14 protein-coding genes are annotated in these 13,558 nt (G+C 64.5%); 3 read left to right on the top strand and 11 right to left on the bottom strand.

What is annotated here, in order from left to right:
- Positions 1 to 22: 22 nt before the first annotated feature.
- The 4 genes from ABIC03_RS22215 to ABIC03_RS22200 form a co-directional block, all read right to left on the bottom strand.
- Entirely contained in the window at positions 23 to 724 is a 702-nt protein-coding gene (locus ABIC03_RS22215) for a hypothetical protein (RefSeq protein WP_354061069.1), read from the bottom strand.
- Between the two features lie 86 nt (positions 725 to 810).
- Positions 811 to 1,521 carry a hypothetical protein gene (locus ABIC03_RS22210; RefSeq protein ID WP_027514200.1) on the bottom strand — a complete coding sequence of 237 codons (711 nt, stop codon included), beginning with the start codon at positions 1,519 to 1,521 and terminating at the stop codon, positions 811 to 813.
- Between the two features lie 132 nt (positions 1,522 to 1,653).
- The gene (locus tag ABIC03_RS22205; RefSeq protein WP_007615367.1) at positions 1,654 to 1,902 is read right to left on the bottom strand and encodes a hypothetical protein; all 249 of its coding nucleotides are present in this window, start codon (positions 1,900 to 1,902) and stop codon (positions 1,654 to 1,656) included.
- Between the two features lie 139 nt (positions 1,903 to 2,041).
- Positions 2,042 to 3,016: an NAD(P)H-dependent flavin oxidoreductase gene (locus tag ABIC03_RS22200; protein WP_354061067.1), complete on the bottom strand. Its 975-nt coding sequence runs from the start codon at positions 3,014 to 3,016 to the stop codon at positions 2,042 to 2,044.
- Between the two features lie 109 nt (positions 3,017 to 3,125).
- Between ABIC03_RS22200 and ABIC03_RS22195 the strand changes: the two genes are divergently transcribed.
- Positions 3,126 to 4,688 (top strand): AMP-binding protein, encoded by a 1,563-nt coding sequence (locus tag ABIC03_RS22195; RefSeq protein WP_354061065.1) that lies wholly within the window; start codon positions 3,126 to 3,128, stop codon positions 4,686 to 4,688.
- Between the two features lie 37 nt (positions 4,689 to 4,725).
- Here the strand turns inward: ABIC03_RS22195 and ABIC03_RS22190 are convergent, their stop codons facing one another.
- The 7 genes from ABIC03_RS22190 to ABIC03_RS22160 all read right to left on the bottom strand — a co-directional run bounded on the left by ABIC03_RS22190 (position 4,726) and on the right by ABIC03_RS22160 (position 10,260).
- Positions 4,726 to 5,499 (bottom strand): thioesterase family protein, encoded by a 774-nt coding sequence (locus tag ABIC03_RS22190; RefSeq protein WP_354061063.1) that lies wholly within the window; start codon positions 5,497 to 5,499, stop codon positions 4,726 to 4,728.
- A 90-nt stretch (positions 5,500 to 5,589) separates the two neighbouring features.
- On the bottom strand, positions 5,590 to 6,558 hold the full coding sequence (locus ABIC03_RS22185; protein ID WP_354061061.1) for an NAD(P)H-dependent flavin oxidoreductase: 969 nt from the start codon (positions 6,556 to 6,558) through the stop codon (positions 5,590 to 5,592).
- A 150-nt stretch (positions 6,559 to 6,708) separates the two neighbouring features.
- Positions 6,709 to 8,109, bottom strand: coding sequence for an aspartate ammonia-lyase (locus tag ABIC03_RS22180; RefSeq protein ID WP_354061059.1), 1,401 nt, complete (start codon positions 8,107 to 8,109; stop codon positions 6,709 to 6,711).
- A 30-nt stretch (positions 8,110 to 8,139) separates the two neighbouring features.
- Positions 8,140 to 8,676, bottom strand: a complete 537-nt coding sequence (locus ABIC03_RS22175) for a hypothetical protein (RefSeq protein ID WP_354061058.1) — start codon at positions 8,674 to 8,676, stop codon at positions 8,140 to 8,142.
- A gap of 47 nt (positions 8,677 to 8,723) precedes the next feature.
- Positions 8,724 to 9,326, bottom strand: coding sequence for a YqaA family protein (locus ABIC03_RS22170; RefSeq protein ID WP_354061056.1), 603 nt, complete (start codon positions 9,324 to 9,326; stop codon positions 8,724 to 8,726).
- A 45-nt stretch (positions 9,327 to 9,371) separates the two neighbouring features.
- Positions 9,372 to 9,776 (bottom strand): phosphoribosyl-ATP diphosphatase, encoded by a 405-nt coding sequence (gene hisE, locus ABIC03_RS22165; protein WP_275170876.1) that lies wholly within the window; start codon positions 9,774 to 9,776, stop codon positions 9,372 to 9,374.
- Between the two features lie 115 nt (positions 9,777 to 9,891).
- Positions 9,892 to 10,260, bottom strand: a complete 369-nt coding sequence (locus tag ABIC03_RS22160; protein WP_275170875.1) for a hypothetical protein — start codon at positions 10,258 to 10,260, stop codon at positions 9,892 to 9,894.
- 228 nt (positions 10,261 to 10,488) lie between these two features.
- On the opposite strand from ABIC03_RS22160, the gene ABIC03_RS22155 reads away from it, so the two are divergent.
- Entirely contained in the window at positions 10,489 to 11,535 is a 1,047-nt protein-coding gene (locus ABIC03_RS22155) for an ABC transporter substrate-binding protein (protein WP_354061055.1), read from the top strand.
- 89 nt (positions 11,536 to 11,624) lie between these two features.
- Positions 11,625 to 13,421, top strand: a complete 1,797-nt coding sequence (locus ABIC03_RS22150) for a glucan ABC transporter ATP-binding protein/ permease (RefSeq protein ID WP_354061053.1) — start codon at positions 11,625 to 11,627, stop codon at positions 13,419 to 13,421.
- Positions 13,422 to 13,558: the final 137 nt, after the last annotated feature.

Genomic DNA, 13,558 nt, shown 5'->3' with positions numbered 1-13,558 from the left:
TGCGCGATGGCGAGGATGGATGCTAATCGTCGTCGCCGAACAGCCTGATCTGCGGGAAGCCGCTGCGCGGCCGGCTGGCGACATCGCGCGCATCGGAATCCTCGCGGATGTTGCGCGCGACGTCGTCCCAATCGGTGCGGTCGCGCATCCCACGCGGCTCGCGGAAATCGTAATGACGGCGCTCGGCCCAACGCTCACGGCGCTCCGTCCGGCGCCGTTCAGACGTGGCGCGCTTGACGTCAGAATCCCTGGCCTTGGCATAGGCGTTGTCGGATGAGGATGACGGCTCTGTCGATGCCTGTCGCTCGGCAGGCTTTGCGACTTGCGGAGGCGATGCCGGTGCCGGTTTCGGCGGCTCCACCGCGGCCGCCTGCGAAGGCTGTTGCGCTGGCTGTTCAGCGTTGGCCTGAGTGGTCTGCGTGTCGGGCTTCGCAGCTTCGGATTTTGCTTCAGGCTTGGATTCGGATTTGGCTTCGGCCTGCGCTGGCGAGGCGACCATGGCCCCGAAGGCTTGCGAGCCGGTGAGATATTGCAGGCTCTCGGATGGCGCGTTCGTCGTAGCGGGCTTGGCGTCGGCGCGCTGCGCGATCTTGCTGGTATCAGGCCCCTGCTTGGGCGATACCGGATTCATGATATTGCCGGCGACAATGCCGCCGCCGAGACCAATGGCGATGGCTGCGACGATGGTGCCTGCACCGACGAAATAGGCTGTCGAGGCGCGCATTGGTCCACTCCCTCTTTGGAGCGGGCAACGCTTATCGATTGCCGGATGTTCCCGATACAGGCGCAGTTCCGGGAGGAACTTGCGCGTCAGATCTGCTGTGCGACCTTCTCCAGCCCGATGATGCGGGCGAGCTTGCGCACTTCCTCTTTCTGGTCGTCACGCAGCTGGAACAGCAGCGGCATCGCGGCCGACTTCAGCTGCTGGACCTCGTCGCAATTGGGATCGATCGGCACGCCCTGCACGTTCGGATTGGACAGCTTGTTTGCCGAGATCTTGCGGACAACGTTGCGCAGCGCGGTCTCGACCGACGGCCAGTAATATTCCTGCGACGACGACAACTTCAGACGGTCCCTGATGCCCGCAATCTGCACGTCGGACAGCAGCGAATAGGATTTCTGCGGCTGCGGCTTGGCGACGACCTTCGGCTTGGCCGGGACTTCGACGGCAGGAATCTCTGCAGCGGCCGGAGCCTCGTTCACGCTCGCCTTGGGCATCGGGAAATCGGATGGCGTGGCGGCGGCAAACGCCTGGCGCAGCGGCTCGGTCAGCACGGGCATTTGCGAGAGCTTGTCGGCAGGAACCTGGACCGGGTCGAACGCGGCCGAGGCTAGCGCCAGCGTCGGAACCAGACGGTCGGCCTTGGCCGCCCGATTGGTTGCAAGCGGCTTGGGTGCCGGCGCCTGCGTGATCATTTCGGCGCTGACGCTGGGCACGCTGTCGCGGCCGAGAATGGCAGTGGTGGCGGCGCCGAGGACGAGGAAGCAGGTCAGCACGACGATGGTGATGGCTTTCGACAAACGTCTCTCCGCAACCGGCTTCAAGTCCACGTGATCACTGCCCGGAAACTGGGCGAAAATTAAGGCTTAACCGTGCCATCGCGGCGGCAATCGCGCGGACTACGGCGACATCGCCTAGAAAGTTCAACAAAATCAGGCAGCTAGCGCCAGATCGTAAGCGTCTTGGATGTCGGCCACGATCTCCGAGGCCTCCCAGACTCCACGCGGCTCGACCGACTGCAGCGCCACTGTCCAATTGCCGCCCCGGCGGGTGCGGGGGACGCTGACGATGTCGAAGCGCACATTGCGGCACAGCGGATGGCGGGCCAGAGCGTGGGCTACGCGAATGCGAATTTCGTCCAGCGAAGCCGCCGTCTTGGCGTTGAGAAAGTCGAAGTCCATCGCCTGTCCCTCTCGGTCCTGATTGGCGCCGTGAGAGGGATTCTTGCCGGGCGTTGGTTAATCTGCCGTTAAGTGGGGGCTTCGGAGGAGCGCTCGATTAACTGTGATGGGACGACGGGCCCTGTCGGCCTCCGCATTTTCACGGGGAGACGCGGCCACCCGCCCCTCGATACTCGGCGACGGTCCGTGCGACGAGATCGTCAATGGCGAGCACATCGGTCACCCCGGATGTCGAGTGCCCACCGCTCCAGATATCGCGCCAGCGCTTTGGCCGGTTCTCCCGTGCGGTAACGTCGATGTCCTTGGCGATGTCGATGGACCCGCGCGCCGGCAGGTCGTCGGGATCGAGCCCCGCGGCGACGATCGACGGCTTCAGCATGCTGGTTTGAAGTCCCGTGAACGCGGTGGTCAGCAGAATGTCGTCCGCGCTACCGTCGACCAGCATTCGCTTGTGACGCTCGTCCGCCATGCTCTCGTGGGTCGCGATGAACTTCGTGCCCATGTAGCCGAGATCGCAGCCGAGCACTTCGGCCGCGCGCAATGCGTGGCCGTCGCTGATGCCACCCGCGAGCACGATGATGCCATCGTAGAACGCGCGCACCGCTCGGACGAACGCGAACGGGTTGAGCCAGCCGGTCTGCCCGCCAGCGCCCGCAGTGAGCAGCACGAGTCCATCGGCACCTGCTTCCGCCGCGCGTTCGGCGTGGCGGATCGAGGCAACATCCGCAAACACCAATGCGCCGGCATCGTGCAGTGGCTTGAGCACCGGCGTGGGCGAGCCGACCGAAGTGATGACGATCTCCGGCCTGTGTTGCAGCAACACGGCGAGATCCTGCTCCAGCCGTGCATTGGAGCGGTGCACGATCAGGTTTGGACAAAGCGGCGCGGCCTTTCGGCCGGTTTGATCTTCATGCCGCCGCAGCCGCGCTTCGATGTCAGTGAGCCATTCATCGAGTTGTTCGGTGCTACGGCAATTCACGCTGGGGAAGCTGCCGATCACGCCGTTGCGGCAGGCCGCGACCATGAGCTCGACGCCCGATACCAGAAACATCGGCGCGGCAATCAGCGGCAGGGCGAGACGACCGTGGAAACGTTGCAGCCGATCTGACGTCACGCATGCCTCCCCTCGCGCGGGCTTTGTCGTTCCATCCCGCATTCCCTATGCTAGCGTCGCGGCAAACATTGGCACGCCAGAAGCCGATGACAAAGCAGCGAGGAAACATATGTCCGATCCGCTCCACGCATCGTCCCCGACTTGCGCGCAGGCGCTGCGGGCGCTGTCGCGCTATCCGGACCGAACCGCGTTCGCGTGGCCCGGTGGATCGCTGAGCTATCAGGGCGCCATCGACCTGATCGGGCGCATCCAGCGGGTGTTCATGCGGCTTGCATTGCAGCCCGGCGCGCGGGTCGCCTTCCTCACCGCGAACCGCGCCGACACCTGGTGCGCCGGCGTCGCCGCGCAATTGTCGCGGCTCTGCGTCACCTGGCTGCATCCTTTGGGGTCGCAGGGAGACCAGCTGTTCCAGCTCGAGGATTCCGAGGCCGAGGTGCTGGTGGTCGATGCGGCCGCCTTCCGCGATCGCGGCGGCGAGCTCGCCGCGCAGGCGGGCTGGCTCAAGGCGGTCTTCACCGTGGGACCGGCCGACTATGGCGTCGATCTCTTGCAGACGATCGAGATCGAAGGCCATGCCAGCGCGCATTGCCTCGCCGGCCCCGGCGATCTCTCCACGCTGAATTACACCGGTGGCACGACCGGCAAATCCAAGGGTGCGTTGCGCTACCACCGCGAAAATGCCGGGGCCGCGGCCGCGATCCTCGCCGACTTCGAGATCCCCGATGGCGCGCACTACCTCGCGGTAGCACCGATCAGCCATGTCGCCGGCACGAAGGTGCTGCCGACCCTGATGCGGGGCGGCACCGTGCACATGCTGAAGGGTTTTGATCCCGAGGCGGTACTGGCGACGATCGCGCGCGAGCCCATCAACTTCACGCTGTTCGTGCCGACCATGATCTATGTGCTGCTCGATCATCCCGCATTGAGCAGGACCGACCTCTCCTCGCTCGAGCTGGTGCTCTACGGCGCCTCCGCGATGTCGCCGAGCCGGCTGATGGAGGGCATCGAACGAATCGGGCCGGTGTTCTCACAGCTTTACGGCCAGACCGAATGCTATCCAATCTCGGTGCTGCGCAAGGCGGATCACGATCCCAAGGCGCCCGAACTGTTCCTGTCCTGCGGCTTCCCGATCGCGGCCTGCGAGGTCCGGATCCTCGACGACAACGATCAGGAGGTGAAGACGGGCGAAGCCGGCGAGATCTGCGTGCGCGCCCCGCACGCGATGGCGGAGTACTGGAAGCGGCCCGACACCACCGCCGAGACGCTCAAGAACGGATGGGTCCATACCGGCGACATCGCGCGCAAGGATGAACGCGGTTACATGTTCATCCTTGACCGCAAGAAGGACATGATCGTCTCCGGCGGCTTCAACATCTTTCCGCGGGAAATCGAGGACGTGCTGTCACAGCACGCCGATGTGGCCATGGTAGCGGTCGTCGGCATCCCCGACGAGAAATGGGGTGAGGCCGTTACGGCCGTCGTCGTGCCGCGTGAGGGCGCTACGCCCGATGCCGATGAGCTGATCAGCATGGTGAGGACGCGAAAGGGCTCGGCTCACGCGCCCAAGCAGATCAAGTTCGTCAGGCACTTGCCGATGACCGGCGTCGGCAAGGTCGACAAGAAAGTGCTGCGCGGGGAATTCTGGAGCGGGCGGGACCGGATGGTGGGGTAGCTCCTGCCCGTGACGCCACGCAGTCTCAGGCCGCCCCTCACCGCTTCTCGATCACCAGGCTCTGCACCGCGCGGCCAAAATACCCCGTCCGGTCCGCCAGCCGTGACATCGCAAGCCCGACACCATCGGGGCCGATCCAGGAATCACCGTCGAGCAGGATCCATTCGCCGACCGGCTGGCGCGCAAAGCTCACGGTGAGATCAGCGTTGATGTAGGTCCAGGCGCGGAAGTCGAGCGTCGAAGCGGTGCCGTTGGAAAAATCGGCCGCGACCACGGCGCGCATCGCCTGCGACAGCGTTTCGCCCGCGACCAAGGGATGGTCGACGCGAAACCAGATCGCGCCGGCACCGGCCTGGCCGAAGCGGCCGCGCGCGGCGCGCATCGAGACTGAACGTACGAACGGGCTGGTAGCGGCATGACCGTCCTCGAGCAGCGAGTCCTCCGGCGACGGCAGCGTAACCGGCAGCGCCTTGACGTCCTCGGGCAGCGTCAGCGCCTGGCGCTTGATCTTGAGCACGGTAGCGCCGACCACCTGGACGCCGTTGGCGAGCAACTTGACCCCGCAGAGCTGGATCTTGCGACCTTCGCGCAAGATCTCGGTCGCGATCGTGAGCGGCGCCACCGGCACCGGGCGCATCAGGTCGATGGTGACGCGCGCGATGTCCATCGTGACAGGCGTCGGAATGCGCTCAGCCGCCCACGTCACCAGCGAGGCCGGCGCCGAACCGTGCTGCATACGCCGGTCCCACGGGCCCGCAGCATCGGGGCTGGTGACGACGCTGTCGCCGTCGACGCGGTAGATGGGGGTCATCGTTTCTCCGTGATGCACATCCGGCGCTCAGCAAGAGTAGTCGTCCCGGCCCCCCGTGCGCAATTGCGCACTAGGCCGGGACGACTAAGTTCACAACGGCGGATCGACCGCCTCGTCGTATTCCTTCTTGAAGCGCGCGATCATTTCGGCGGCGGGCACGATGCCGTCGATGCTGCCGACGCCCTGGCCCGAACCCCAGATCTCCTTCCAGGCTTTTGGCTTGGCGCGCTCGCCGGAGGCGTCGGTGCCGAAGTTCATCTTGGAGGGATCGGAGGTCGGCAGGTTGTCCGGATCCATACCGGCGGCGAGGATCGACGGCTTCAGGTAATTGCCGTGCACGCCGGTGAAGAGGTTGGAATAGACGATGTCGTCGGCCGTCGCGCCCGCGATCATCTCCTTGTATTTCTCGACCGCATTAGCTTCCTTGGTGGCGATGAAGGCCGAGCCGATATAGGCAAAGTCGGCGCCGAGAATGCGCGCGGCGCGGATCGCCTTGCCGTTGCCGATCGCGCCCGACAGCGCGATCGGGCCGTCGAACCATTTTCGTGTCTCGGCGACGAACGCCAAGGGCGAGATCGTGCCGGCATGGCCGCCGGCGCCCGCCGCGACCAGGATCAGGCCGTCGGCGCCCTTCTCGATCGCCTTGTGCGCAAACTTCTGGTTGATCACATCGTGGAAGACGATGCCGCCCCAGCCGTGCACCGCCTGATTGAGCTCCTCGCGCGCGCCGAGCGACGAGATGATCATCGGCACCTTGTACTTGGCGCAGAGCTGCATGTCGTGGTCGAGCCGGTTGTTCGACTTGTGCACGATCTGGTTGACCGCAAACGGTGCCGACGGCTTGTCGGGATGCGCGCGGTCATAGGCCGCGAGCTCTTCGGTGATCCGCGCCAGCCACTCGTCAAGCAGCTCCGGCGGCCGCGCGTTCAGCGAGGGAAACGAGCCGACCACGCCCGCCTTGCACTGCGCGATCACGAGATCGGGCACCGAGATGATGAAGAGCGGCGAACCGATCACGGGGATCGACAGGCGTCCCTTGAACAAGGCAGGCATGGACATTGCGAGACGATCCTCTGTTGGCCGGTCACATCGAAGTTGGGAGCGATACCAACAAGGCAATCTTTCCACTGTCAAGTATTGCGTTTTGGCGCCGTGGAGGACGTCGTTACCGCAATTCCAACGCGCGGAATTCAACGCGGGACGACGCCATCACGCAATCAGATCCGGATTGATCAGCCGCTCGAACGAGAACATCTCATCCCATTTCTCCTGGGTCAGCAGCTTGCGCTCGACCACGACGATCTGGTGCAGCGACTTGCCGCTCTTGTAGCCCTCGCGCGCGATCTCGGCACATTGCTTGTAGCCGAGCAGCGGCTTCATCACGGTGACGATACCCAACGAGTTCAGCACCATGTTGCGGGTATGCTCCTCGTTGGCAGTGATGCCCACCACGCAATTCTCGCGCAGGCTGTTGACCGCGCGCTCCATGGTGCGGATCGAGAAGAACAGCGCGAACGAGATCACCGGCTCCATCACATTGAGCTGGAGCTGACCCGCGGACGCCGCAAGCGTCACGGTGGTGTCGAGCCCGATCACGAGGAAGCTGGTCTGGTTGACGACCTCGGGGATCACAGGATTGACCTTGCCGGGCATGATCGAGGAGCCCGGCTGAAGCTGCGGCAGGTTGATCTCGTTGAATCCGGCACGCGGGCCGGAGGCGAGCAGGCGGATGTCGTTGCAGATCTTGGTCAGCTTGCTCGCGGTGCGCTTGAGGACGCCGGAGAGCTGCACATAGGCGCCGGTATCCGACGTCGCCTCGACGAGGTCGCCTGCAAGGATGAAGTCGACACCGGTGAGCGCGCTCAGATGCCGGACCGCGAGCTTGGGATAGCCGTGCGCCGCGGTGACCGAGGTGCCGATCGCGGTGGCGCCGAGATTGATCTCGCGCAGCAGCGCGCGGGCCTCGGAGATTCGATCGACCTCCTCGCCCATGGTGGTGCCCCAACCGCGGAATTCGGCGCCGAGTGACATCGGCACCGCGTCCTGCAAATGGGTGCGCCCCATCTTCAGCACGCGATCGAACTCCCTGCCCTTGGCGAAGAACGCCTCCTGGAGCTGACGCAGCGCCGTCATGTAGCTCTCGAGCCGCAGGATCAGCGCCAGCCGAAAGGCGGTCGGATAGGTGTCGTTGGTCGACTGGCCGTAATTGACGTGATCGTTGGGGCTGACGTGCTGGTAGTCGCCCTTCGCAAAGCCGAGCGATTCCAGCGCGAGATTGGCGATCACCTCGTTGGCGTTCATGTTGGTGGAGGTGCCGGCCCCGCCCTGGATGAAGTCGGTGACGAACTGGTCCATCATATCGCCGGCGATGACGCGATCGCAGCCCACGATGATGGCGTCCGCGACTTTGGCGTCCACCGCGCCGAGATCGCGGTTGGCCATGGCGGCGGCTTTCTTGACGTAACCAAGCGCCTTCACGAAGTAAGGCTCCTGGTTCATCGGAATGCCGGTGATGTGGAAGTTCTCCTTCCCGCGGATGGTCTGGACGCCGTAATAGATGTCGTCGGCGATCTCACGCTGTCCGAGGAAGTCCTGCTCCGTGCGGCTCATGGGCGCTCCTTGCTTGCTCGCGCGACGTCCTCAGTTCTGACACAGCGCGCTGGTGACGAAGGTATCCGTGCGGCAGTCATCCGGTTTGCGTTGCCTGCCCGGGATCAGAACCTTGGCCGAGCACTTTTCCGCGGAGTCGGCATTCAGGCTCTTGCCTTCCGTGTAGCCCTTGCTCTGGCAGAGTTTGTCGGCGGCGAGCTTGCAGTCGGGCGCGCCGTTCGACGAGGCCGGACAGGCCACGCGCCCCGACACCATGGTCGACGGCTTCGCCAGGCGCGACAAATCGTTCATGGTCTCGCTCGGGCTTTTGATCGGCGGCAGGATCGAGGGCAGCTTGTCGAACAGCTTGCCCATTTCGTTGATCAGCCCGGGATTTTCCTCATGCGCCGGCGGCGACGAAGGAGCTGTCGAGGGCGCCGGTGCGGCCTGCTGTCCTTGCTCCTGCAAGCCGAGCGCCGGCGGCGCGGATTGCGGCCATCCGGTACCACCGGTACCCAGCAGGAGCGAAAGCACCGCAAATGTCAGCGTCCGCAGTCGCAGGACCGGAATGCCGGATGAAAGCATCATGACGCCAACCGTAGCCGAACCTGGCGCGGTGGCAAAGCGCCTTGGGGTTAGATCAATTTGACGGCGACGACAAAGCCGAGCACGAGCACCGCGGCGCCGACTGCAACCACCAATCCGAGATGCTTCTCGATCCTGACCCGGATCCAGTCGCCGTAGCGGTTGAGCAGGATCGCCACGATAAAGAAGCGCCCGCCACGCGCCACGATCGAGCACAGAATGAAGAGCCCGATATTGTAGCCGGCAAAGCCGGACGTGATGGTCACGAGCTTGTAGGGGATCGGTGTCAGGCCCTTGAGCAGGATGATCACGGCGCCCCATTCGGCATAGGAGGCGCGGAAGGCGTCGACCTTGCCGCCGAGGCCATAGACTTCGATCAGCCAATGGCCGACCGAGTCGAAGAGCAGCGCACCGATCGCGTAGCCCAACAGGCCCCCCAGCACCGAAGTGGCAGTGCAGATCGCCGCATAGACCCAGGCGCGCTGCGGGCGCGCCAGAGACATCGGGATCAGCATCACGTCCGGGGGGACGGGAAAGAAGGAGCTTTCAGCGAAAGCCACGGCGCCCATGATCCAGAGCGCGTAAGGCTTGTGAGCGGCGTCGATGCACCAGTCGTAGATACGTTTCAGCATGGCGCCGCGATGAAGCACCATGGGACGGATTTGTCCATGCCGAGATGGGACCGATTTGTGCCAATACTAGTGGCGTTTGCGCGCGGTGCGGCCTTCGAGCGCGACGATTGGCCGCCTGGCGGCGACGCGCGGTGACGCAACTTTGGGCAGCTTCATCGCCGATTTCGGCAGTTTCTCCGCGATGCCGAGCATGTCTTCACGCCGCGTCATCTCGCGCCAGACGTCCTCGGGGCGCACGCCGGCCGAGGCCCAGAGCACGGTGAGATTGTAGAGCAGATCGGCGCTTTCCCGGACCACGGCCTCGGTGTCGCCATTGACCGCATCGATGACGACCTCGATGGCCTCTTCGGCCAGTTTTTTCGCCATTTTGGACGGCCCACGCTGAAACAGCCGGGCCGTACGCGATGTTGCCGGATCGAGATCTTTGGCCGCGAGCACAGCCAGATATAGCCGCTCAAGCGAATCACTCATGTACGCAAAGCTACTCTAAACCCATAGCGGGGACGTTAACGCACGACAACAAAAGCAAAAAGCCGGCCGTCGCGGCAAGCGCGACGGCCGGCTGGTCAAACCTTGATAGCCAAAGCTAGTAGCAAGTCGAAAGGTTACCTTGGCCGCCCTGCGCGGATTGGTACGGGCCGCCGCAACGGTGATACGGGCGCGGACCGATATACGAGTCGCCGCCGTAATAGACCGGACCGTCGTCGTAGTAGACCGGGCCGCCGCCGTAATAGGCAGGAGCATCATAAGCGTAGGCGTCACGGGTCGCTGCGATTGCGAGGCCGGTGCCGATAGCACCGGCAATGGCCGCGCCGGCAAAGGCCGCGCCGCCGCCACCATGCCAATGACGGCCGCCCGCGTATGAAGCGGTCGGAGCCATTGCGGTCAGCGCCAGCACCGCGGTGGTAGCGAGAACGGCCTTACGGCCGGCAAATCCCGAAAATCTATCAAACATGTCCTGGACCCTCCTTGGGACCTCGAATGGTGCCTGATGACAGGCTCGTGTCTCTCAAACACCCGCATCCCATGTTGGGTTCCCCTCCCCCAACACAAGCTGAACGGGGTTGCGTGATCGTGACGCAACCGCCGCTCATCCGCCGTTCATATTGGCGCAAACAGACTGCGATGCCCGCCGGCGCTGCGAGCGTGACGAAACCACAACAATGCGGGACCGGCGCGACTGATGTTCGGATTCAGGACCACTGCCCTTCGCTGCCTGCCGGCCCTTGCAATCTTGCTTGCCGCGCTGACGGCGCGCGATGTCTCGGCCGCCGAAACCGCCGTGCCTTCCATTGCGATCCACTTCACCTTCGACCGCCCGATCGATGCGAGCATGGCGCCGTTCTTTCTTGCCGCAAAGGACGGCAGCTTCGGCGCCGAACGTCTCAACGTCTCCTTCAGCAGCGCGGCCGGATCGCCGGAGGCGCTTGCGCGCGTCGCCAAGGGCGACAGCGAGCTCGCGCTGGTCGACATCAACGAATTGATCCGTTTCCGCGACAAGGATGCGGCACCGGTCAAGGCGGTGTTCGTGCTGTTCAACCGCGCGCCCTACGCGATCATCGCCCGCAGGAGCCGTGGTATCCACCTCCTGCCCGACCTGGACGGCAAGACCGTCGGCGTTGCCGATAGCGATCTGTCGATGCGGCTGTGGCCGGCGCTGGCGCAGCAGAACGGCATCGACACGAATCACGTGAAATTCCACAAGATAAGCGCCGCGGTGCGCGAGCCAATCCTCTCCGCGGGACAGGTCGATGCCGTCGCCGGCTTCAGCTATCTCTCGGCAGTGAACCTGCGCGACCGCGGCGTGCCAGGCGGCGATCTCGTCGTGCTTCGCTATGCCGATTATGGTTGCGAGGCCTACGGCTTTGCCGTCGTGGTCAACCCGGCTTTCGCCGCGGCCAAGCCGGACACCGTGAAGGGATTCGTCCGCGCATTGATCGCCGGCATCAACGCGACCGTCAAGGATCCGGCGCGCGCGGCGGGCGAGGGCGCGAGCCGCATCGACGACGGCGACCGCGATCTTGAGCTGGAGCGCCTGCGCACCGTCCTCGTCGACAACATCCTGACTGACGAGGTCCGTCGCAACGGCCTCGGCGACATCGACCCGGCGCGCATGGATCGCTCGATCGACCAGATCGGGCAGGATTTCAAATTCCGCAAACGGCCGGCGGCGGGCGACATCTTCGACGGCGGGTTCTTGCCGCCAGTCGCAGGGCGGTTGATCAACTGAGCAAAACCGACAGCTTCCGCTATATCTCGCAGCCGATCCCTGATTAGAGTATGGGCTCACTCCGTTCTATCCGCCCGAGCTCCTCGCCCATGCCCATTCTTCGCCTCTACACCCGCGTTCTCGAGCTGCTCGGCAAGGAGGCACGGCTGGGCTGGCTGCTCGCGATCGTCAATCTCCTGCTTGCGGGCTCGCAATTCGCCGAGCCGGTACTGTTCGGCCGGATCGTCGATGTTCTCTCCGGCAAGACGGTCGCAGGCTCCAACTCGGCCTGGCCGTTCCTGGTTGCATGGGTCGCATTCGGGCTGTTCACCATCGCCTGCAGCGCGCTCGTGGCGTTGCAGGCCGACCGGCTCTCCCACCGCCAGCGGCAGGCGGTCCTGACGGACTATTTCGAGCACATCCTGCAACTGCCGCTGACCTTCCACTCCGGTACCCATTCGGGCCGGCTGATGAAGGTCATGCTCAACGGCACCGATGCGCTGTGGCGGCTGTGGCTGGGCTTCTTCCGCGAGCATTTTGCCGCCATCCTCTCGGTCGTGGTGCTGCTGCCGCTGTCGCTCTACTTGAACTGGCGGCTTGCAATCCTGCTGTTCGTGCTCTGCATCGTCTTCACCGCGCTGACCACTTTCGTGGTGCGCAGAACCTTCGGCATGCAGATGGAGGTGGAGGAGCACTACAGCGAGCTTTCCGCGCGCGCTTCCGACGCGCTTGGCAACGTCGCGCTGGTACAGAGTTTCGTCCGCGTCGAGTCCGAGGTGAAGGGCCTGCGCTCCGTCGCCGACCAGTTGCTAGCGGCGCAAATGCCTGTGCTGTCGTGGTGGGCACTCGTCACCGTCATCACGCGCGCCTCCACCACGATCACGGTGCTCGCGATCTTCACTTTCGGCATCGCGCTGCACGACCAGGGGCTGACCTCGGTCGGCGAGATCGTGATGTTCGTGAGCTTCGCGACGATGCTGATCCAGAAGCTGGAGCAGGTCGTGAGCTTCATCAACAACGTTTTCATGGAAGCCCCGCGCCTGCGCGAGTTCTTCAACGTGCTCGATGCGGTGCCTGCGGTGCACGACCGGCATGACGCGATCGATGCGGGTCGGCTCTCCGGCCTCGTCGAATTCAACGACGTCACCTTCTCCTATGACGGCAAGCGGCCGGCGGTCGAGGACCTCTCCTTCACCGCGCTTCCCGGCCAGACCATCGCGCTGGTCGGCGCGACCGGCGCCGGCAAGTCGACGGCGATTGCGCTGCTGCATCGCGCCTTCGATCCGCAGTCCGGCTTCATCAGGATCGACGGCATGGACGTGCGCGGGGTGACGCTGACTTCGCTGCGGCGGAACATCGGCGTGGTCTTTCAGGAGGCGCTGCTGTTCAACCGCTCGATCGCGGAGAATCTGCGCGTCGGCAAGCCTGATGCCACCGAGGCCGAGATGCGCAAGGCGGCGGAGCGCGCGCAGGCGCTCGAATTCATCGAGCGCAGCGGCGGCTTCGAGACCAACGCCGGCGAGCGCGGCCGCATGCTGTCGGGCGGTGAGCGCCAGCGGCTATCGATCGCCCGTGCATTGCTGAAGGATCCGCCGATCCTGATCCTGGACGAGGCGACCAGCGCGCTCGACGCGGTCACCGAGGCCAAGGTGAATACCGCTCTCGACGAAGTGATGAAAGGCCGCACCACCTTCGTGATCGCCCACCGTCTCTCCACCATCCGCAATGCCACGCAGATCCTGGTGTTCGAGAACGGGCGTGTGATCGAAAGCGGAACTTTCGATGAACTCGTGGCCAAAGACGGCCATTTCGCCGACCTCGCCAGGGCGCAGTTCATGGTTCAGGAGAACGCACGGGCCAGCGTGACAGCGGCTGAGGCTGCTGCGACTGCCGCCAAGTCGCCTTAGCAGGTCGCCTTGGCAAGTCTTAGCAGGTCGCCTTGGCAAGTCCCCATGGTATCGTCGAAATTCGGCCCATTTCATTGCGGAATACCCCGCTGATGCCCCTATTCCCGACGCACGAGCCGGTATAGGTTTGCGGCGCC

Origin of the sequence: Bradyrhizobium sp. RT6a (assembly GCF_040547675.1) — a bacterium.
Lineage (GTDB): Bacteria > Pseudomonadota > Alphaproteobacteria > Rhizobiales > Xanthobacteraceae > Bradyrhizobium.
Note: the sequence above shows the minus strand (reverse complement) of the source record. Positions and strands in the feature narration are given on the sequence as shown.

Excerpts from the sequence above, each read along its gene's own strand:
- ABIC03_RS22215 (WP_354061069.1), bottom strand. The coding sequence starts at position 724 with ATGCGCGCCTCGACAGCCTATTTCGTCGGTGCAGGCACCATCGTCGCA.
- ABIC03_RS22180 (WP_354061059.1), bottom strand. The coding sequence starts at position 8,109 with ATGAGCCGCACGGAGCAGGACTTCCTCGGACAGCGTGAGATCGCCGAC.
- ABIC03_RS22160 (WP_275170875.1), bottom strand. The coding sequence starts at position 10,260 with ATGTTTGATAGATTTTCGGGATTTGCCGGCCGTAAGGCCGTTCTCGCT.
- ABIC03_RS22195 (WP_354061065.1), top strand. The coding sequence starts at position 3,126 with ATGTCCGATCCGCTCCACGCATCGTCCCCGACTTGCGCGCAGGCGCTG.
- ABIC03_RS22205 (WP_007615367.1), bottom strand. The coding sequence starts at position 1,902 with ATGGACTTCGACTTTCTCAACGCCAAGACGGCGGCTTCGCTGGACGAA.
- ABIC03_RS22185 (WP_354061061.1), bottom strand. The coding sequence starts at position 6,558 with ATGTCCATGCCTGCCTTGTTCAAGGGACGCCTGTCGATCCCCGTGATC.
- ABIC03_RS22150 (WP_354061053.1), top strand. The coding sequence starts at position 11,625 with ATGCCCATTCTTCGCCTCTACACCCGCGTTCTCGAGCTGCTCGGCAAG.
- ABIC03_RS22175 (WP_354061058.1), bottom strand. The coding sequence starts at position 8,676 with ATGATGCTTTCATCCGGCATTCCGGTCCTGCGACTGCGGACGCTGACA.
- ABIC03_RS22155 (WP_354061055.1), top strand. The coding sequence starts at position 10,489 with ATGTTCGGATTCAGGACCACTGCCCTTCGCTGCCTGCCGGCCCTTGCA.
- ABIC03_RS22170 (WP_354061056.1), bottom strand. The coding sequence starts at position 9,326 with ATGGTGCTTCATCGCGGCGCCATGCTGAAACGTATCTACGACTGGTGC.
- ABIC03_RS22190 (WP_354061063.1), bottom strand. The coding sequence starts at position 5,499 with ATGACCCCCATCTACCGCGTCGACGGCGACAGCGTCGTCACCAGCCCC.
- hisE (WP_275170876.1), bottom strand. The coding sequence starts at position 9,776 with ATGAGTGATTCGCTTGAGCGGCTATATCTGGCTGTGCTCGCGGCCAAA.